At 54.0% G+C, this 17,587-nt stretch carries 17 protein-coding genes; 13 read left to right on the top strand and 4 right to left on the bottom strand.

What is annotated here, in order from left to right; all coding sequences use genetic code 11:
- Window positions 1-37 precede the first annotated feature (37 nt).
- The 9 genes from accD to QEN58_RS10650 all read left to right on the top strand — a co-directional run bounded on the left by accD (window position 38) and on the right by QEN58_RS10650 (window position 9,357).
- Window positions 38-1,057 carry an acetyl-CoA carboxylase, carboxyltransferase subunit beta gene (accD, locus tag QEN58_RS10690; protein WP_280103653.1) on the top strand — a complete coding sequence of 340 codons (1,020 nt, stop codon included), beginning with the start codon at window positions 38-40 and terminating at the stop codon, window positions 1,055-1,057.
- Window positions 1,050-2,393 carry a bifunctional tetrahydrofolate synthase/dihydrofolate synthase gene (gene folC / locus QEN58_RS10685; RefSeq protein WP_280103652.1) on the top strand — a complete coding sequence of 448 codons (1,344 nt, stop codon included), beginning with the start codon at window positions 1,050-1,052 and terminating at the stop codon, window positions 2,391-2,393. The genes accD and folC overlap by 8 nt, the downstream gene beginning before the upstream one ends.
- On the top strand, window positions 2,380-3,078 hold the full coding sequence (locus QEN58_RS10680; RefSeq protein ID WP_280103651.1) for an SPOR domain-containing protein: 699 nt from the start codon (window positions 2,380-2,382) through the stop codon (window positions 3,076-3,078). The genes folC and QEN58_RS10680 overlap by 14 nt, the downstream gene beginning before the upstream one ends.
- 3 nt (window positions 3,079-3,081) lie before the next feature.
- A complete protein-coding gene (locus QEN58_RS10675) occupies window positions 3,082-3,657 on the top strand; it encodes a CvpA family protein (RefSeq protein WP_071693433.1) in 576 nt (191 codons plus the stop codon).
- A gap of 87 nt (window positions 3,658-3,744) precedes the next feature.
- A complete protein-coding gene (gene purF / locus QEN58_RS10670) occupies window positions 3,745-5,265 on the top strand; it encodes an amidophosphoribosyltransferase (RefSeq protein WP_009286952.1) in 1,521 nt (506 codons plus the stop codon).
- A gap of 12 nt (window positions 5,266-5,277) precedes the next feature.
- Window positions 5,278-6,477, top strand: coding sequence for an O-succinylhomoserine sulfhydrylase (locus QEN58_RS10665; RefSeq protein ID WP_280103650.1), 1,200 nt, complete (start codon window positions 5,278-5,280; stop codon window positions 6,475-6,477).
- A 201-nt stretch (window positions 6,478-6,678) separates the two neighbouring features.
- Complete coding sequence (locus QEN58_RS10660) at window positions 6,679-7,251, top strand: cytochrome b (protein ID WP_280103649.1); 573 nt, start codon at window positions 6,679-6,681, stop codon at window positions 7,249-7,251.
- A gap of 93 nt (window positions 7,252-7,344) precedes the next feature.
- Window positions 7,345-7,929, top strand: a complete 585-nt coding sequence (locus QEN58_RS10655) for a YceI family protein (protein ID WP_280103648.1) — start codon at window positions 7,345-7,347, stop codon at window positions 7,927-7,929.
- Between the two features lie 81 nt (window positions 7,930-8,010).
- Window positions 8,011-9,357: an MATE family efflux transporter gene (locus QEN58_RS10650; RefSeq protein WP_280103647.1), complete on the top strand. Its 1,347-nt coding sequence runs from the start codon at window positions 8,011-8,013 to the stop codon at window positions 9,355-9,357.
- Here QEN58_RS10650 and QEN58_RS10645 read toward each other — a convergent pair.
- The 4 genes from QEN58_RS10645 to QEN58_RS10630 form a co-directional block, all read right to left on the bottom strand.
- A complete protein-coding gene (locus tag QEN58_RS10645) occupies window positions 9,354-10,838 on the bottom strand; it encodes an NCS2 family permease (RefSeq protein WP_280103646.1) in 1,485 nt (494 codons plus the stop codon). The two genes, QEN58_RS10650 and QEN58_RS10645, sit on opposite strands and share 4 nt — an antisense overlap.
- A gap of 136 nt (window positions 10,839-10,974) precedes the next feature.
- The gene (locus QEN58_RS10640; RefSeq protein WP_280103645.1) at window positions 10,975-12,165 is read right to left on the bottom strand and encodes an amino acid aminotransferase; all 1,191 of its coding nucleotides are present in this window, start codon (window positions 12,163-12,165) and stop codon (window positions 10,975-10,977) included.
- Entirely contained in the window at window positions 12,166-12,504 is a 339-nt protein-coding gene (locus QEN58_RS10635) for a 4a-hydroxytetrahydrobiopterin dehydratase (RefSeq protein ID WP_280103644.1), read from the bottom strand. It abuts the gene before it with no gap.
- Window positions 12,505-12,534: 30 nt separating this feature from the next.
- The gene (locus QEN58_RS10630) at window positions 12,535-13,437 is read right to left on the bottom strand and encodes a GGDEF domain-containing protein (RefSeq protein WP_280103643.1); all 903 of its coding nucleotides are present in this window, start codon (window positions 13,435-13,437) and stop codon (window positions 12,535-12,537) included.
- Window positions 13,438-13,682: 245 nt separating this feature from the next.
- Between QEN58_RS10630 and cobA the strand changes: the two genes are divergently transcribed.
- The 4 genes from cobA to dcd all read left to right on the top strand — a co-directional run bounded on the left by cobA (window position 13,683) and on the right by dcd (window position 17,433).
- Window positions 13,683-14,504 carry a uroporphyrinogen-III C-methyltransferase gene (gene cobA, locus QEN58_RS10625; protein ID WP_280103642.1) on the top strand — a complete coding sequence of 274 codons (822 nt, stop codon included), beginning with the start codon at window positions 13,683-13,685 and terminating at the stop codon, window positions 14,502-14,504.
- Window positions 14,505-14,707: 203 nt separating this feature from the next.
- Complete coding sequence (locus QEN58_RS10620) at window positions 14,708-15,880, top strand: coiled-coil domain-containing protein (RefSeq protein WP_280103641.1); 1,173 nt, start codon at window positions 14,708-14,710, stop codon at window positions 15,878-15,880.
- Between the two features lie 174 nt (window positions 15,881-16,054).
- On the top strand, window positions 16,055-16,855 hold the full coding sequence (gene apbC / locus QEN58_RS10615) for an iron-sulfur cluster carrier protein ApbC (protein ID WP_280103640.1): 801 nt from the start codon (window positions 16,055-16,057) through the stop codon (window positions 16,853-16,855).
- A gap of 11 nt (window positions 16,856-16,866) precedes the next feature.
- A complete protein-coding gene (gene dcd / locus QEN58_RS10610; RefSeq protein ID WP_040481325.1) occupies window positions 16,867-17,433 on the top strand; it encodes a dCTP deaminase in 567 nt (188 codons plus the stop codon).
- Window positions 17,434-17,587 lie beyond the last annotated feature (154 nt).

Here is a 17,587-nt window from a genome sequence, read left to right as displayed (position 1 = left end):
TTTCCAGGCATTGACGTATAACGGAAGCCTTTTTGATATGAGCTGGTTAGACAAGATCGTACCCTCAATGGGTCGCATCCAGCGTAAAGACCGTCGCGCTAGCGTTCCCGACGGCCTCTGGCGTAAATGTCCCAAGTGCGAAGCGGTTCTCTACCTCCCCGAGCTAGAGAAACATAACAGCGTATGCCCTAAGTGCGATCACCATCTGCGCTTGACGGCACGCAAACGCTTGGACTGGTTCTTGGATAAAGCAGGACGCGAAGAGATCGCGGCGGAAATCGAACCCAATGATCGGTTGAAGTTTCGTGACTCTAAAAAATACAAAGACCGCCTGGCCGCGGCGCAAAAAGATACCGGCGAGAAAGATGCGCTAGTATCGATGCGCGGTGAGCTGGATGGTCTGCCGGTAGTTGCCGTTGCCTTTGAGTTCACCTTTATGGGCGGTTCAATGGGGGCAGTGGTCGGCGAGAAATTTGTTCGCGCAGCTACCTTGGCGCTGGAAGAGAACATTCCGCTGGTGTGCTTTGCCGCTTCCGGTGGTGCGCGCATGCAGGAAGCGCTCTTCTCGTTGATGCAGATGGCTAAAACGTCCGCGGCGCTTGAAAAGCTCAAACAAGCCGGTGTGCCGTATATTTCTGTGCTTACAGACCCCGTCTTTGGCGGTGTTTCAGCCTCGTTAGCGATGCTGGGTGATTTGAATATTGCCGAACCCAATGCCTTGATTGGTTTCGCTGGCCCGCGGGTTATTGAGCAAACGGTGCGTGAAACCTTGCCAGAAGGGTTCCAGCGCAGCGAGTTTCTGCTTGAGCATGGAACCGTCGACATGATCGTCCATCGCCATGAAATGCGTGCCCGCGTGGGTAGCGTGCTGCGTAAGTTAACGCATCACGAAGTGACTCCGGCGAGTTCGATCAATCCTGATGATGCCGATGTTGTCGAGCCGATTGTCGAAGAAGCTACCTTAGCGGACACTGCTAACGTCACTTTTGACAAGGTCGAAGAGCCGAAGAAGGATACTACTTCCGCTAAGAGTGATGATCATTCACGCAATGCCTGACTCTCTAGCGCCACACCCTATACAGCCGCGTTCGCTACAACAGTGGCTGCAGCACTTGGAAACGCTCCACCCGGTCGGGATCGATATGGGCCTGGAGCGTGTCTCTAAGGTGGCAAAACGTATGGGGCTGCTTTCCAACCCCATCGCCTCCTGCGTTATTACGGTGGCAGGTACTAATGGCAAGGGCTCGACCCTTGCCATGATTGATAGCGTTGCCCGTGCCCATGGTTGGCGTGTGGGTACCTACACTTCTCCCCATTTATTACGCTACAACGAACGCGTTAAAATAGATGGTCAGGAAGCCGACGATCAACTGCTAGTGCAAGGTTTTGAGCAGGTTGAGCGCGCGCGATTGCAGGGTAGTGAAATTAGCCTGACCTATTTTGAAGCGGGCACGCTGTGCGGCCTGTGGTGCTTGGCCAATGCAGAGCTTGATCTTGTGGTACTTGAAGTAGGTCTGGGTGGTCGACTTGATGCGGTCAATATCGTTGACGCAGATGTGGCCATTGTTACCACCATCGCTCAGGATCACGATAACTTTCTGGGTACCGATTTAGCCCAGATTGGGCGTGAAAAAGCCGGTATTTTTCGGGCCAATCGACCCGCCGTGTTAGGTAGTCAAACGTTACCTTCCAGTGTGGCTGAATGTGCTCAGGTGCTGGCGGCACCTACGTTCAGTTTGGGCCAGCAATTTGCCCATCAGGCTATGGACGGTCAGGCTTCTCGGTGGCGCTGGCAGGGGCTACATTCAGATGGTCAAAGCGTTGTTATTAACGAGCTGCCTGATCCTGGGTTGCCTATTGATAACGCTGCCACCGCTTTGCAGTCGCTCGTGCTTGCCGGGCTTGAGTTAGAAAAGTCCCGTGTCCAAGCAGCGCTTGGTTCGGTGCAGTTGCCAGGGCGGCTGCAATGGATTGGGCCTTGGTGCCTGGATGTGGGGCATAATCCGCATGCTGCAGAGTATGTCGTTGGCCATTTGCCGCGACCGCCGAAAGGAGGCCGGCAGTGGGGCCTGATCGGCATGTTGAATGATAAGGATATTGACGGTGTCATACAGGCGTTAGCGTCCCGGATTAATGATTGGGTATGCGTCTCGCTGATCGGGGAGCGAGGTTGCCAGGCAAGCGAGTTGTCGCAACGTATTATAGCTCAGGGAGGGCGGGTGCATTTTAGCGCTGATTCGCCGCAAGCCGGCGTCGATTGGCTCGCTAACGTGTTAACGCCCAATGATCGTGTCTTGGCCACCGGGTCGTTCTTTACAGTAGCGGCGCTGTTAGCTCGGCCACTGCCAACAGGCGCTGCGTCGCTTGATGGAGACGGAAATGAAATACGGTAAAACGGAACGCATTAGCGGTATTGTGATTCTACTCGCGCTACTGGCGATCTTTGTGCCGTGGCTAATGAGTGACCCTGCGCCTAGAGAAGAGCGTCCCCAGCCGAGCTTTGTGATTGAGCAGCCGGTTGAAGTGGAGCGTCGGGACGTCCCAGCGCCGGAAAGACCTTCTACTATTGGTGAGCCGTCGTTATCGTCGACTCCCAGTGGAGAGGGTGACGACGGAGAGATACCTATTGACGTCGATCCGCGGTTGCCGGAAACCGATCAAATCGAAGCTTCTAATCAGTCACCTTCCAGTTCAGAAGCCCCGGCAACAAATAGCGACCCTATCGCTGATTTAATTGCCAGCAATAGTGGCAGCGTTCAAAGCAACGCTGAAGCCTCGTCACAAAGCGAGTCGCAAAGTTCTTCGCAAAGTTCTTCATCTAGCGCATCCAGCCCGCCGGCGAGCGCTCAGGGTGAGTGGGCAGTGCAAGTGGGCAGTTTCGGAGAGCCGGCAAATGCGCGGCGCCTTAGCGAACAGCTTTCGGGACAAGGTTTTACTGTTTATCAGCGTGAGCGCGATAATAATATGACCACCGTCTTTGTGGGTCCTTATGCCACTTCTGAGGACGGTGAGTCCGCCATGTCTTCGATTAAAGAGCGAGCCAATGTGCAGGGCCTTCTTGTGCGGGTAAGAGACTAACCCATGGCGTTAACTTGGATTGATGCGGTGTTCTTGGCCGTGCTGGCACTGTCGATGCTAGCCGGTTTCGTAAGAGGGTTTGTTCGCGAAGCGTTGGGTTTGGCCGCTTGGGTGGTTGCCTTAATGGTGGCCCGAGTGCTCGCCGAACCGGTGGCTGAACTGATGAGCGGGTTTATCGATAGCTTTGATGCCCGCTTGGTACTTGCTTTTATACTGGTGATTTTTGCCGTTATTTTGCTTTGCGGCATAGTGATTCGCTTGGTGCATGCGGCGATTGAATGGGTGGGCATGGGGCTTTTGAACCGCGTGGCGGGGGCCGCTTTCGGCGTTGCCCGTGGAGCGGTTATTCTGCTTATTGCGACCGTGCTGATTACCCTCACCCCGCTGGCGGAGCTGCAGGCGTGGCAACAAGCGGAACTGCGCCCAACCTTTATTCAACTGCGCGATTGGGCGGTGAGCCAGTTAGATCAGTGGGATCGCGAGCTACCAGAGGCGCCATCGTCGCTGCGCGACATCTCTCTACCTGAACTGCGTCTGCCGGGTGCGGCGGAGCGTGAGGTAATCCCGACAGGTGATTGACCTGTTACTGAAGTTGATTCTACGAACGTTCGGGCTTGCCTAAGTATGTGACTTAGGCACGCCATGGCATTAAGCGAGGTAACGTGAATGTGCGGTATAGTGGGCCTTCTGGGCAAGCAGGCGGTAAATCAGGGAATCTATGATGCCCTGACCGTACTTCAGCATCGTGGCCAGGACGCTGCAGGCATGATGACATGGAGCGAGGGACGCTTCCTACTGCGCAAGAGTAACGGCTTGGTACGTGATGTATTTCACACCCGCCATATGGCCCGCCTAAAAGGTAACCTAGGTATTGGTCACGTGCGTTACCCGACGGCAGGCTCTTCAAGTGAAGCCGAGTCACAGCCGTTCTACGTTAACTCTCCTTACGGTATTGCGCTGGCGCATAACGGCAACCTGACCAACTCAGAGCAGTTGAAGCAGGAGCTGTTCTCTACCGATTTGCGTCATATCAATACCAGCTCTGATTCTGAAGTGCTGCTCAACGTCTTTGCTCACGAGCTGGGCAAGCAGGGTTTGCACCTGGAAGCGGAAGATATCTTCGACGCCGTGCGTCGTGTTCACCGTCGCTGTAAGGGCGGTTATGCCGCTGTCGCGATTATTAACGGTTTCGGCATGGTGGCATTCCGCGACCCCTTCGGTATTCGCCCCGTGGTGTTTGGTACCCGCGAAGAGGAGAACGGGCAGGCGGTGATGATCGCCTCTGAATCCGTCGCCTTGGATGTGGGCGGTTTTGAACTTGAGCGTGACTTGTCGCCTGGCGAAGCCATTTTCGTCGATATTGAAGGCAATATTCACACCCAGGTATGTGCTGACCGCCCCGAGCTACGTTCGTGTATTTTTGAACACGTTTACCTGGCGCGTCCCGATTCGCTGCTGGACGGCGCCTATGTTTACGGCACCCGGATGCAAATGGGTCGCAAGCTGGGTGACCGTATCCTTAATGAGTGGCCGGATCACGATATCGACGTGGTAATCCCGATCCCTGATACGTCGCGCACCTCAGCCCTTGAAATGGCGCAGCACCTCGGGGTGACCTACCGCGAAGGATTCATGAAGAACCGCTATATTGGCCGTACCTTTATTATGCCAGGGCAGACCCAGCGTAAAAAATCGGTACGCCAAAAGCTCAACGCTATAGACGTTGAGTTTAAAGGCAAAAATGTCCTGCTGGTGGACGACTCTATTGTGCGCGGCACGACTTGCAAGCAGATCATTCAAATGGCCCGCGATGCCGGAGCACGCAAAGTCTATTTTGCCTCTGCGGCGCCGCCGGTACGTTTCCCCAACGTGTATGGCATCGATATGCCGGCGGCGTCTGAGCTGATTGCTCATGGCCGTAGCGAAGAGGAAGTGGGTGATTTGATTGGCGCTGACCGTATCTTCTATCAAAACCTTGAGGATCTGAAAGCAGCTTGCCGCGAAGTCAATCCTGAAATGGAGGAGTTTGATTGCTCGGTGTTTGACGGCAACTACGTGACCGGTGATATCGACGACGCCTACCTGGCCGCCTTGGAAGCTAGCCGTAATGATTCCGCCAAGGATCAAAGCGCCGGTGACCATGCCCTGGTTGATATGCATAATCAGGACGATGACCTGGACGATTAGGAGAGAAGCGATATGCATGATGACAATCACCAGGATAAGTGGTCACTAGAGACGTTGGCGATCCGGGCAGGCCATCAACGTACCTTCGAGCAGGAGCACTCAGAACCTATTTTTCCGACCTCGAGCTTTGTCTACGAAAGCGCTGCAGAAGCGGCGCGTAAATTCGGTGGGCAGGAGCCGGGCAACGTCTACTCGCGCTTTACCAATCCTACGGTACATACCTTTGAGCGCCGCCTGGCGGCCCTTGAAGGCGGCGAGCGCTGTGTGGCCACCAGCTCGGGTATGTCGGCGATTCTCTCTACCGCGCTGGCGCTACTCTCTGCAGGGGACGAGATAGTTGCCTCCCGGTCGCTATTTGGGTCGACGGTTAGTCTGTTCGATAAGTACCTCGGTAAATTTGGCATTACTACCCGCTATGTGGAGCTTTCCAACGTTTCAGCCTGGGAAGCGGCGATTACCCCCAAAACGCGGTTACTGTTTGCTGAAACACCCTCAAACCCGCTGTCAGAAATTGCTGATATTCCGGCCCTGGCAGCGTTGGCAAAGCGTCACGATGCGCTATTGGCGATTGATAACTGCTTTCTTACTCCGGCACTCCAGCAGCCACTGGCATTAGGCGCCGATTTAGTGATCCACTCGGCGACCAAGTACCTGGATGGCCAAGGCCGAGCAGTCGGTGGCGCCGTGGTAGGTAGTCATGCGCTGCTTGAAGAAGTCTTCGGCGTGGTGCGCACCTGCGGGCCTTGCCTGAGCCCCTTCAACGCGTGGATTTTCACCAAGGGCCTGGAAACCTTGTCGCTGCGTATGAATGCCCACTGTGAAAACGCCTTGACCCTGGCGCACTGGCTGGACGCTCACCCAGCGGTTGAGCAAGTGTTTTATAGCGGCCTGGAAGATCATCCCCAGCATGCCCTGGCCAAACAGCAGCAAAAGGGCTTTGGCGCGGTATTGGGTTTTCAAGTAAAAGGCGGCCAGGAGGGCGCGTGGCAGGTGATCGACGCGACCCGCATGCTCTCTATCACGGGCAACCTCGGTGATGTTAAAACCACCATTACCCACCCTGCGACGACCACCCATGGCCGTCTTTCCGATGACCAGAAGGCTGCCGCCGGTATTACGCCGGGGTTAATTCGTGTGGCGGTGGGGTTAGAGAGCCAGGAAGACATTCAGCGCGATTTATCCCGTGGTTTAGATGCCTTAGCGGGTCGTTAACGAGCGACTGGCTTACCAAAACCGGCCCAAGTAGTTGGCCGGTTTTTTTTGCTTCAATTTCAAACGGTACGCTATCTTCAAACAGTGGTTTTTACGAATGAAGTGTTCTGCTTTTTTCAGCGGTTCCTGGCGCTGTTACACGATATGATTTGCCCACTGAAGTGCTTGCTAAAGGTTAGCGACCAATAAAGGAAAAGAGTGATGTGGCGAAATAGTCGCAGCGGTTGGGGGTTGGTTAGTATCCTGTTTCACTGGCTAAGTGCGTTGACCATTATCGGTCTGTTTGCATTGGGCTGGTGGATGACGGATCTGGGCTATTATGACCCTTGGTATAATCAGGGGCCGTGGGTACACCGCTCGATTGGCATTTTACTGTTGCTAGCCACTGTGGCGCGTTTGGTTTGGCGCTTCCTCCAGCCGACGCCCCACGCAGAGGGCAGCCGCTTAGAAACTATTGCGGCCCATTTAGGTCACATGTCTTTGTACGTATTGGTTTTAGTGGTGATGATTAGCGGGTATTTAATCTCCACCGCCGACGGGAGTGGTATCAGTGTGTTTGGTTGGTTTGAGGTGCCTGCGCTGTTATATGATTTGCCCAATCAGGCAAGCCTAGCGGGCAATGTGCACTGGTACAGCGCCCTGGCATTAATGTTCTTAGCCGCGGGCCACGCCCTTGCTTCCTTTAAGCACCACTGGTTAGATCGGCATAAAACATTGGTGAGAATGCTGAATCCTGCGCATAGCCAAACCAGTGATCACCGCACAACAAAGTAATGATATTGTTTATATACGTTTTTTTCTAAACACCGCGGGTAAGGCAATTTCCTGCCCGCGGTGCCTATTAAGTAAAGCAAGGAGCAATTCAATATGTTCAAGAAGACAGCATTTGCATCCGCCATTGCCGCCGTAGCGTTGGTACCATTGAGTCAAGCTCAAGCGGCTGATTATCAGATTGATACCGAAGGCCAGCATGCCTTCGTTCAGTTTAAAATTTCACACCTGGGCTTCTCCTACATTTTAGGCAGCTTTGAAGAGTTTGAGGGTCAGTTTGCCTACGACCCTGAAGATCTTGATGCCTCTTCTGCCGAAATCGAAGTTCAGGTGGACAGCTTGACCAGTAACCACGCTGAGCGTGATCGTCATATCTTGAGCGATGATTTCCTCAACGCCAGCGAGTTCCCGACCGCCACCTTTACATCAACAGGCTTTGAATCAACGGGTGAAAATGAGGGCGTGCTAACGGGTGATCTGACCCTGCATGGCGAAACCCAAGAAATTGAAATGCCGGTCACTCTGTTGGGTGAAGGCGATGATCCTTGGGGCAACTACCGGGCTGGTTTCGAAGGTAGCACTACGCTGACACTGGGCGATTACGGAATCGACATGAGTGATTTCCCTGAATCCATGCATGAGCTTGAGCTATACGTCACGTTTGAAGGTATTCGTCAGTAAAGAGTACTTTTAGTTAAGCGCCATCACCCCGCTAGGGGTGGTGGCGTTTTTGCGTTTAAGGCGAATAAAAGGAGAGTTAGCTTGGCAATTGTGATGCAGCAACGCGAGTTGGCGATAACCCTATGGCGGCAAACCTGGCCAATGGCCATCGGGGTTTTGGCGTTATTGGGTTTTCAACTTGTTGATAGCGCCTTTATTGCCCGTTTGGGTACTGCGCAGCTAGCTGCACAGTCGTTCACCTTTCCGCTGTCATTTCTGATTATCGGCATTCAGGTGGGCATGGGTATTGCCATCGCAGCGCTTATTTCCCGGGCGCTAGGCGCAGGGGAAGGTGGCCGGGCGAGGCGCTTAAGCAGTTTGGTGTTAATGGCGGGCGGTGGCGTGATCGGCCTATTGGCGATCATATTGTGGCTATTTCATGTGCCCATTTATCGACTGCTGGGTGCGGATGCCACCACGCTCTCGTATATCTACATTTACTGGGGGCCCCAGCTGTTATCAGCGTGGCTGGGGGCGCTGCTCTATTTTAGCTATAGCGTATTTCGTGCCCATGGGGATACCCGTTTGCCGGGCAAGATGATGGTGCTGAGCAGCCTTGTGAACCTCGTGCTCGACCCCTTGCTGATTTTTGGGGTAGGCGATTGGGAGGGCTTGGGGCTGCCCGGTGCTGCCTGGGCAACCGCTATTGCCTTTTCGGTGGGTCTGTTGGTGACGACGCGCAAATTACTCAAACGCGAGTGGGCATCGCAACAGAATCTGTGGCTCGAGGCGAAACAGTCGTGGCGACCTTTTACGGGCATTGCCGCCCCCGCTATGGTCAGCCAACTGATGCCGCCCTTAGCGGCGATGCTGGCAATCTCAGTGGTGGCGGGGCTGGGTGAAAGTGAAGTGGCGGCCTGGGGCTTGGCTAGCCGTTTGGAAACGCTTTCCCTGATGGTCATTCTTGCCATGACCATGTCGCTGCCTCCGTGGTTAGGACGTTGCTACGGTGCCGGTGATTGGGGGCAGATTCAGCAGCTTATGCGCTTGGCGGTAAAGGTCGCGCTGGTTTGGCAGCTTAGTCTGGGCGTGTTACTGGCTCTGGGAGCTCCCTGGCTAGCCATGGCCTTAGCGGGTAATCCAGAGGTACAAAATGAGCTGACCCTGCTGATTCGATTTCTGCTGCCTAGTTACGCCGCGCTGGGCGTTTGTATGCTAGTGGTCTCGGCGGGAAATGCTTTAGGTTGGCCGCTGCGAGCGATGCTGCTATCCAGCGCACGGCTGTTTATCTGCTATTTACCTTGCCTCTGGTTGGGCTCGCAATTCTTTGACTGGTGGGGGCTTGCGGCGGGCGCCGCCGTAGGTAACCTGCTGGCGGGCTTGATGGCGTGGCAGGTCATGCGGCGTATTCTGTCCCGCCCGCACCGGCAGGCGGGATTCGTCAATTAACGCAGGCGTCCAGCTTCTTGAAAGGAGAAGTAAATAAACAGCAGCGCCATGCCTAGATAGCCCATCACGAACTCTGGGGCAGCATTGAGTGCCAGCTCTGGAGCGTGCATCAACCCGACGAAGGAAAAGCCCGCGGCAATGGCAGCGAAGGCGGCCGCGCGCCGGAACTGGTGGTCAATTACCGATACCGTCATTGCACCCAGCAGAATGGCCATAAACATAGCCCCTTGGCCCATTACCACAATGGCACTGGAGATGTCGGTGACGACCTCGCCAGCTCCGCGGTTAAAGCGCGTCATCACGTAGTTGGCGAAGTAGGGCAGCATGGCCAGCGCCACGGCAGGGTAGTAGCGAGTGTCGTTAGCCTGAAACGCGGTAGCAATCATCGACATGCCGACAAAGACCAAAATCGGTGCGACCACCGAAACGGGAATAATCGAGGCCAGGGCGGCGATTAAACCAAACATGGTAGCCAGCGCGTATACAGCACCGTTGAGAATGCTGTAGCCCCGGCCTGCGCCCATCCACTTGGCCCCCACGGTGGCAATATAGACCGTGGTCGGGAACACGCCGCCAAACAGCGCGCCAATCATGGTGCCGGCGCCATCAACCGCCTGACACTCGCGCACATCGTACTTATCGCCTGCGGCTTCCATCGCCTCGACGTTGTTCATCGTCTCTATAGCGTTGTACAGCGTAATCGGCAGCACCACGGTGAGTACCGCCAGCATACTGGTCAGCAGTAAACCCAGACCTTCAAACCAGGCCAGGTTGGGAAGTAATGGATAAAAGCCCAAGTGAGTGAACGCCTCGCTAAAGCGCTCGGTGCCGGCGTCGCCAATCAAATAGGCCATGGTGGTGCCGACGATAATGGCGAATAGCGATGTGGGCAGTTTAAACGGCATACTCACTCGTGCGACCAGACCAACAATAATGATCGCTAGCACCAGTAGACCAATAATCGGCATTTCCAGCGTTTTGAACAACATTTCACCGGCGATAAACGTCAGTGCAACACCCGCAACGGCGCCCAGCATGGCGGCACGCGGCAGGTGATACTGCACCCAGCGGCCAATCACGCTGATGGCGGCTTCGATGGCGCCGCTGATAAAGCAGGCGGCGACCGCCACTTTCCAGGCCATTTCTGCATCACCGGTGAGCTGTTTGGCGGGTAGCAGTACGCCGAATAGAAACACAAACATGACCGGCGTTGAGATACCGTAAGAGAGCGCTGTTACATCGGCGCGGTTCTCCTTGCGGGCGAGTCTTGCCGCACTCCACGCATAGTAGAAATTACCCACCATTACTGCTACTGCCGCGCCTGGTAGTACTTGCCCATAGACAATGGAGGAGGGAAATCCCATGCCCAGCATGGTGATGGCGATAATGACAAAGTTGGCAATGTTGTTTTGGAACAGGGCGAAGAACGCGTCGGTATCTTCTTTTTTGTACCAGGGGTAGTGGATGCTGGCTGCCGCCATGATAGGCCTCTTGATTATGGTGTGTTGTATACAAGGCAAGCTGAGTGTGCCGAAGTGTTGACTAATCGGTCAAGCGCCCTGCATACAAAAACGCCCAGGAAGGCCTGGGCGTTTAAAGTGCGGTAATGCTTGGTAGTTAGTCGTTGACAGCGGCAATCGCTTTGGCCAAGTAGGGCAGGTTCTCATGGGAGAAGCCAGCTACGTTGGCGCGGCCTGAGCGCACCATGTAGATGCCAAACTCATCGCGCAGACGATCCACCTGTTCCGGCGTCAATCCAGTGTAGGAGAACATGCCGCGCTGTTCAGCTACACAGGCGTACTTCTCGTCCAGGCCATAGGGTTTCAACGCCTCAACGAAATCGCGACGCAGCGTATTGATACGATCACGCATTTCGGTGAGCTCTTCACGCCATAGCGCCGTCAGCTCTGCGTCGTGAAGGATTTCGCTGACAATAGCGCCACCGTGTGCGGGCGGGTTTGAGTAGTTCTCGCGGGCAACGATGGCGACTTGAGAGCGAATGTTGTCCATCTGCTCGCTGTCTTTTGCCACCATGATCAAGCAGCCGGTGCGCTCACAATAAATACCAAAGTTCTTCGAGCAGGAGCTGGTGATGATTGCTTCATCGAGGTTTTCCGCCAGTAGGCGAACGCCGTAAGCGTCCTCATCCAAGCCTTCACCAAAGCCTTGATAGGCAAAGTCGATCAGCGGCAGGAGTTTGCGCTCACGTACAATCTCTAGCACTTCCTGCCACTGGTCTTGGGAAAGGTCAAAACCCGTAGGGTTGTGACAGCAGGCGTGGAGTACGACGACATCGCCTTCCGGAATACTTTTTAGCGCTGTGCGCATACCGTCAAAGTCGAGACGGTTGTCGGGGTCAACGTAGGGATACTTGTGTAGCTCAATACCCGCGGCAGTAAAAATACCGTGGTGGTTGGGCCACGTTGGGTCGCTTACCCAGATGCCTTTGCCCGGCAGTTGAGTGGAAATGAAATCGGCTGCCAGGCGCAGGGCGCCAGTGCCGCCAGGCGACTGGGTAGCACTGGCACGGTTGGCTTTCAGTACCGGTGATTCAGCGCCTAAAACCATGGGAAGCACTACTTCGCTATAGCTGGGCGCGCCGTGAGAACCGATATAGGTTTTCGTCGTTTCATTCTTGAGCAGGCGAGCTTCTGCTTCCTTAACGGCGCGCATTACCGGCGTATTGCCTTGGCTATCGCGGTAAACACCAACACCTAAATCCACCTTTTGCGGATTGGTATCTTTCTTGAAAGCTTCGATCAGCCCGAGAATGGCATCTCCTGGGACTCGCTCAATATGCTCAAACATTTATTCGGCTACCTCGTCGGTTCTGGCGGCAAGAATGAAGTCATTAAGATGCAGGCCTTTAATAGCGTGAGACCACCACGTGACAGTGGCTTTGCCCCACTCGGTCACTATAACGGGGTGATGGCCAGCCTGCTCTGCAATATCGCCAACGCTTTGGGTAAACGCCAACGCGCTGGCAAAGTCACGAAATTTAAAACTTCGCGACAGCTTCATGATGCCATCGTGCTCGACAATCTGCCACTGGCTGAGGCTTTTTAGCCGCTCTTGGGCTTCATCTTTGCTTAGTGGCTGAGCATTTTTGCTGCATGGCTCACAAATGGCGTCGGCTAGCCTTGTCATTGTATGGCTCCTGCAATGGGGGGTTCCCTATCAGCGTAGATGGCAAACGCAGTCGCGACCAACGTCTTTGGCGCTATACAGCGCCTGATCTGCCCGCTCGATCAAGCTCGTGAGGGGTTCGCCACAGCGATACTCGGCAACCCCAATGCTCAATGTCACTTGGCCCGGCCCCATACCGAAGTCGCGTACACTGATGGCCTGGCGTAAGCGGTCAGCAAGTGCATGGCATTGCTGCAGCGGCGTAAGCGGCAGCACGACCATAAACTCTTCACCTCCTAACCGAGCGACCATGTCTTCACAGCGCAGCAGCGACTGGGCGTGCATCGCTAGCTGTTTAAGCACATCATCCCCATGTAGGTGGCCCCAGCGGTCGTTAAGGCGTTTAAAATGATCGATATCGATCATCATGATGGAGAGCGGTGTGCCGTGGCGGGTGCTAAGCGATGCAACATGGGTTAAGTGCATCATCAGTTTGCGCCTATTGGGCAGTTGCGTCAGGGGGTCTGTGTCGCATAGCTTGCGAAGCCGCTGCTCTTCGCTGACTTGATCGCTAATATCCATCATTATGCCGTTCCACTGTACGCCATCGGCAACGGGCTTTGGCTTGGCGCTCACCGCAATCCAGCGGGGGTTGTCTTCTGGAAACGGTAGCCGAAAGCGCGTCGTGAGAGGCAGCATCCAGCGGGCCGAACGTTCGATCGCCGACATTATCTTGGGATGGTCGTTGCCGGTCAGTTGCTCAACTAACTCGCCAGCATTTTGAGCAAGCAGATCCCGGTCAATATGTTTGAGAGCCACGCCGCCGCCCTCTAAGTAGGGGAACCGCATATGGCCATTGCGCGCGCGATGAAACTGAAAGATAACGCCTGGTATGTGGGGTACTAGGTGGTCTGCACTGACTCGCTCTGGTGCGTCTATATCATTCACGGGCATGCGTGAATCTCCAAACATATGCCAATTTGAATTCGATCGTGAAGATTAGCCCTAAAAACGTAATCAGGATGTAAGCCGTTGCAGACAAAATCATTATTATCTATATTTTTATAGAATATGCATGTTCTTTTCTTATATATATTGGGTTCTATTTTAAGCAATAGACAAGGCGTTATTGGCATTTAGTGGTAAAATTAATTACTTTTTTGCATATCAAAAACTTTTTTTATTCCTGGGGTGGATTCTTGGAAGCAGGACGAGAGCAAACGTCTCAGCCATATGGCTTGGTAAGCCTAGTGGGCGCTGGCCCTGGCGATCCAGAGCTATTAACGCTAAAAGCTTATAAGCGCCTGCAGTCAGCTGAAGTGGTGCTGTACGACCGTTTGGTTAGTGATGAAATTGTCGCCTTTATACCGGCACAGGCTCAGCGCTTTTATGTGGGTAAAGCACGCTCACTGCATAGCGTTCCTCAAGAGGGCATCAATCAAGCGCTCGTAAGGTGGGCGCAGCAGGGCAAGCGTGTCGTGCGCCTTAAAGGCGGTGATCCGTTTATTTTTGGCCGAGGCGGAGAAGAACTTGAGGCGCTAGTGGCGGCAGAAGTGAGCGTGGAAGTCATTCCAGGGGTGACGGCTGCTTCCGGCTGTGCCGCATATGCGGGCATACCTTTAACCCATCGCGATCATGCGCAATCGGTGCGTTTTGTTACCGGGCATTTGCAGCAGGGTGAGTGCGAGCTTGATTGGGATGCGTTAGCGCGACCCGGGCAAACCTTAGTGTTTTATATGGGGTTAGGCAGCGTTAATGTGATTAGCCAGGCGCTGGTTAAGCACGGCTTAGCACCAGAAACACCGCTGGCATTAATTGAACAAGGCACTACCCGCCAACAGCTTACCCATGTGGGTACCCTGTCTGCGCTGCCAGATACTTTCTTGGCGGGCCACATTAAACCGCCTACGCTGCTAATAGTAGGTAGCGTGGTGTCACTGCATACCACACTGAATTGGTTTGATGCGCCAAATGGAGAGGCCTCTGGTTTTCATGAGGGAAAGCATCCCCCTTTGGGCTGAAATAATAATGGTTCCTGTCTGTCCGGTAACGTAGTAGCAACATTTGTACACGATTTTGCAAACAGACTGGCTAGATACAGTGAGCTGTGTATGCTTAAGGGGAGCTCATCCACGGTTAGCGCATTATTCACGTACTTGATCGTCGCGCAACGGATTATCGTTAGCTTGGGCAAACGTTAGCTTAGACCATAGAGGAACGCATAATGTCGGAAGCAAACCACTCGGATAACCAACCGCCTGCCAAAAAGCCAGAGCCGGCTAAAAAATCGGATATGAAAACCCTCTTTCAAGATAATCGGGTAAAAGCGATTGCCGGTATCGCTGCTATCGCCGTTATCTGGGCGATAATGGCGCAGTCGAATGCAGGCTCTCGCCAGGATCGCGTCGATAGCTTAGAGGAGCAGCTCGCCAGTGCTGAGCAAGAAAATAGCCAGATGAGCCAGCGCATTAGTGAAATTGAGGAAGCTGAAACCAATTTAGCCGCGCTGCAGGAGGAGATGGCATCTCTGGAGGCGCAGCAGCAAGAAGCCAGCTCGTCGCTTGAAAGCGCCCAAGGCAATGTCAGCGATGTGCAGTCGCGATTGGAAGAACTTGAATCTGAGCGTGATGCGCTAGAAGAGGAAATTGCCTCTCTTAACGAGCAGGTAGAGAGCGCTGATAGCGAGATGAGCGCGCTGCGCGAAGAGCGCGACGAGATCATCAGCGCTCGGGATGAGGCGGAAAGTACTCTTCAGCAAGTAGAAGAAGCACGTTCAAGTGCGGAAGAAGCCCGCCAGGAGGCCGAAGCCGCCCGTCAGGAAGCCGAGGAGCAGCGTCAGCAAGCGGTTGAAGAGCTGTCCAACACGGAAGAGAAGTTGTCCGGGCTAGAAGAGCAGATTAGCCAAGCGAATGAACAGCTGAGCGGCCTAGAAGAAGAAGTCTCAACTGCCCAAAGCGAGCTTGATGAGTTAAAAAGCGAGCGTGACTCCATCACTAGCGAACGCGATGAGCTGCAAAACGAAGTTGATTCGCTAACGGCGCTTCGCGAAGAGGAAGAACAGAGCTTGAACGATGTGCGCAGCGAGCTCGATGATGTCATGGTCGCTTTGGAGATGGGCCGCGAGGAAGTGTCGAGTGTTGAAAGCGATATTGAAGAGCGTGAGAGCCAGTTGGAGCGTTTAGAAGGCCAGTTAAGCGAATGGCGCGATGAGCTGTCGACATTAGATAGCCGCTTAGCCGATGCGGAAGAGTCAGCAGGTGAGGCGGCTTCATCTTCACAGGACAGCCCTTCACAGGATAGCTCGTCGGATGAGGGCTCGTCAGGTGAAGGTTCTTCAAGTGAAAGCGCTAATGACAGCGATGGTGGAAGTGAAGAGTCGCAGCAAAACGCTGGCTAATAAGTGGCTAGATAGTAATGCTGTAACGCACCTTTCTCGTTACTAAAGTGAGGGCGGATGTCGGGGAACCGGCATCCGCCCTCTTGTTGTTGGTTTATGATTGTGGCTGCGAAGCGTATCATTCACTCAACGTTAATTCAGATATTAAGAACCTAGAACGAGGAGTGCCATTGAATGGACGGCGTTAAGCATATTATTGCAGTGGCATCGGGCAAGGGAGGCGTGGGAAAATCCACTGTCACCGTGAACTTGGCATTAGCACTGGCTGCACAGGGCTATCGCGTGGGTGTCCTGGATGCGGATATCTATGGACCCAGCCAGGCACAAATGCTCGGTGTTAAAGAGGGTACGCGCCCTCAGGCGGCAAGCAATGACAAATTCCTTCCGCTTGAGGCCCATGGCATTCAGGCTATGTCGATGGCGTTTATGGTCAATACCCGTGAGCCAATGGTATGGCGCGGGCCGATGGTAGTGGGTGCGTTCCAGCAGATGCTGACGCAAACCCAATGGGATAATCTCGATTTTCTGTTGATCGATATGCCCCCCGGCACCGGTGATATCCAATTGACGCTGGCCCAGAAAGTGCCAGTCGCTGGCGCGGTGATTGTCACCACCCCGCAGGACATTGCACTGTTAGATGCCCGTAAAGGGATCGAAATGTTCCGGAAGGTTAACGTTCCGGTGCTTGGTGTGGTTGAAAATATGAGCCTCTACCACTGCGAAAATTGTGGTCATGAAGCGGCTATTTTCGGCACCGGCGGTGGCGATAGCATCGCTCAAGAGTACGATACCCAAGTGCTTGGACGCCTGCCGCTAACGCTCTCCATCCGGGAACTGACGGATTCGGGTCGCCCAAGCGTAGTGTCTGAACCAGAGGGGGCGGTGAGTCAAACTTTTGCGTCGATTGCCGAAAAAGTCGCTGAAGCGGTTAGCGCGAATCAAGGCGACGGCCCAACTATTTCCTTTAGTGAGTGATAACGAAATAAATGAGTATTAAATCTGATAATTGGATTCGTCGCATGGCCAAAAGCGACGCGATGATTGAGCCGTTTGAAGCCGAGCAAGTGCGCTATGTGAATGAACAGCGCGTGATTTCCTACGGCACTTCAAGCTATGGCTATGACGTGCGCTGCTCTGATGAATTCAAGGTCTTTACCAATATTCATTCAGCGATAGTTGATCCCAAGGCGTTTGATGCGAAAAGCTTCGTCGATATTAAAGGCGACGTATGCATTATTCCACCCAACTCTTTCGCGCTGGCGCGCACGGTGGAGTACTTCCGGATTCCCCGCAACGTGCTCACTATTTGCCTGGGTAAATCTACCTACGCGCGCTGTGGCATTATTGTCAACGTGACGCCGTTGGAGCCCGAGTGGGAAGGTCACGTTACGCTGGAATTCTCTAACACCACTAATTTGCCGGCGAAAATCTATGCGCATGAAGGCGTTGCGCAAATGCTTTTCCTAGAGTCGGATGAAGTATGCGAAACCTCTTATAAAGACCGGGGTGGAAAGTATATGGGGCAGCGTGGGGTTACTCTGCCGCGTACCTAATTCTGGAATAGGCGATTGAGTGTACAAACTCGATAGCGAGGATAAGGGCAGGTTGAAACGAGGGTCTTTTTCCAGGGATGGAAAAAGTAGCGCCCAGGGATGGGTTCACAGCGCCCTCGTGGAAACCTGCGCTTGGTATCAAAGCAAAGCAATT

The organism is Halomonas alkaliantarctica, from assembly GCF_029854215.1.
GTDB classification, from domain to species: Bacteria; Pseudomonadota; Gammaproteobacteria; order Pseudomonadales; family Halomonadaceae; genus Vreelandella; species Vreelandella alkaliantarctica_A.
Note: the sequence above shows the minus strand (reverse complement) of the source record. Positions and strands in the feature narration are given on the sequence as shown.

Excerpts from the sequence above, each read along its gene's own strand:
- accD (WP_280103653.1), top strand. The coding sequence starts at position 38 with ATGAGCTGGTTAGACAAGATCGTACCCTCAATGGGTCGCATCCAGCGT.
- folC (WP_280103652.1), top strand. The coding sequence starts at position 1,050 with ATGCCTGACTCTCTAGCGCCACACCCTATACAGCCGCGTTCGCTACAA.
- QEN58_RS10680 (WP_280103651.1), top strand. The coding sequence starts at position 2,380 with ATGAAATACGGTAAAACGGAACGCATTAGCGGTATTGTGATTCTACTC.
- QEN58_RS10675 (WP_071693433.1), top strand. The coding sequence starts at position 3,082 with ATGGCGTTAACTTGGATTGATGCGGTGTTCTTGGCCGTGCTGGCACTG.
- purF (WP_009286952.1), top strand. The coding sequence starts at position 3,745 with ATGTGCGGTATAGTGGGCCTTCTGGGCAAGCAGGCGGTAAATCAGGGA.
- QEN58_RS10665 (WP_280103650.1), top strand. The coding sequence starts at position 5,278 with ATGCATGATGACAATCACCAGGATAAGTGGTCACTAGAGACGTTGGCG.
- QEN58_RS10660 (WP_280103649.1), top strand. The coding sequence starts at position 6,679 with ATGTGGCGAAATAGTCGCAGCGGTTGGGGGTTGGTTAGTATCCTGTTT.
- QEN58_RS10655 (WP_280103648.1), top strand. The coding sequence starts at position 7,345 with ATGTTCAAGAAGACAGCATTTGCATCCGCCATTGCCGCCGTAGCGTTG.
- QEN58_RS10645 (WP_280103646.1), bottom strand. The coding sequence starts at position 10,838 with ATGGCGGCAGCCAGCATCCACTACCCCTGGTACAAAAAAGAAGATACC.
- QEN58_RS10640 (WP_280103645.1), bottom strand. The coding sequence starts at position 12,165 with ATGTTTGAGCATATTGAGCGAGTCCCAGGAGATGCCATTCTCGGGCTG.
- QEN58_RS10635 (WP_280103644.1), bottom strand. The coding sequence starts at position 12,504 with ATGACAAGGCTAGCCGACGCCATTTGTGAGCCATGCAGCAAAAATGCT.
- QEN58_RS10630 (WP_280103643.1), bottom strand. The coding sequence starts at position 13,437 with ATGCCCGTGAATGATATAGACGCACCAGAGCGAGTCAGTGCAGACCAC.
- QEN58_RS10620 (WP_280103641.1), top strand. The coding sequence starts at position 14,708 with ATGTCGGAAGCAAACCACTCGGATAACCAACCGCCTGCCAAAAAGCCA.
- apbC (WP_280103640.1), top strand. The coding sequence starts at position 16,055 with ATGGACGGCGTTAAGCATATTATTGCAGTGGCATCGGGCAAGGGAGGC.
- dcd (WP_040481325.1), top strand. The coding sequence starts at position 16,867 with ATGAGTATTAAATCTGATAATTGGATTCGTCGCATGGCCAAAAGCGAC.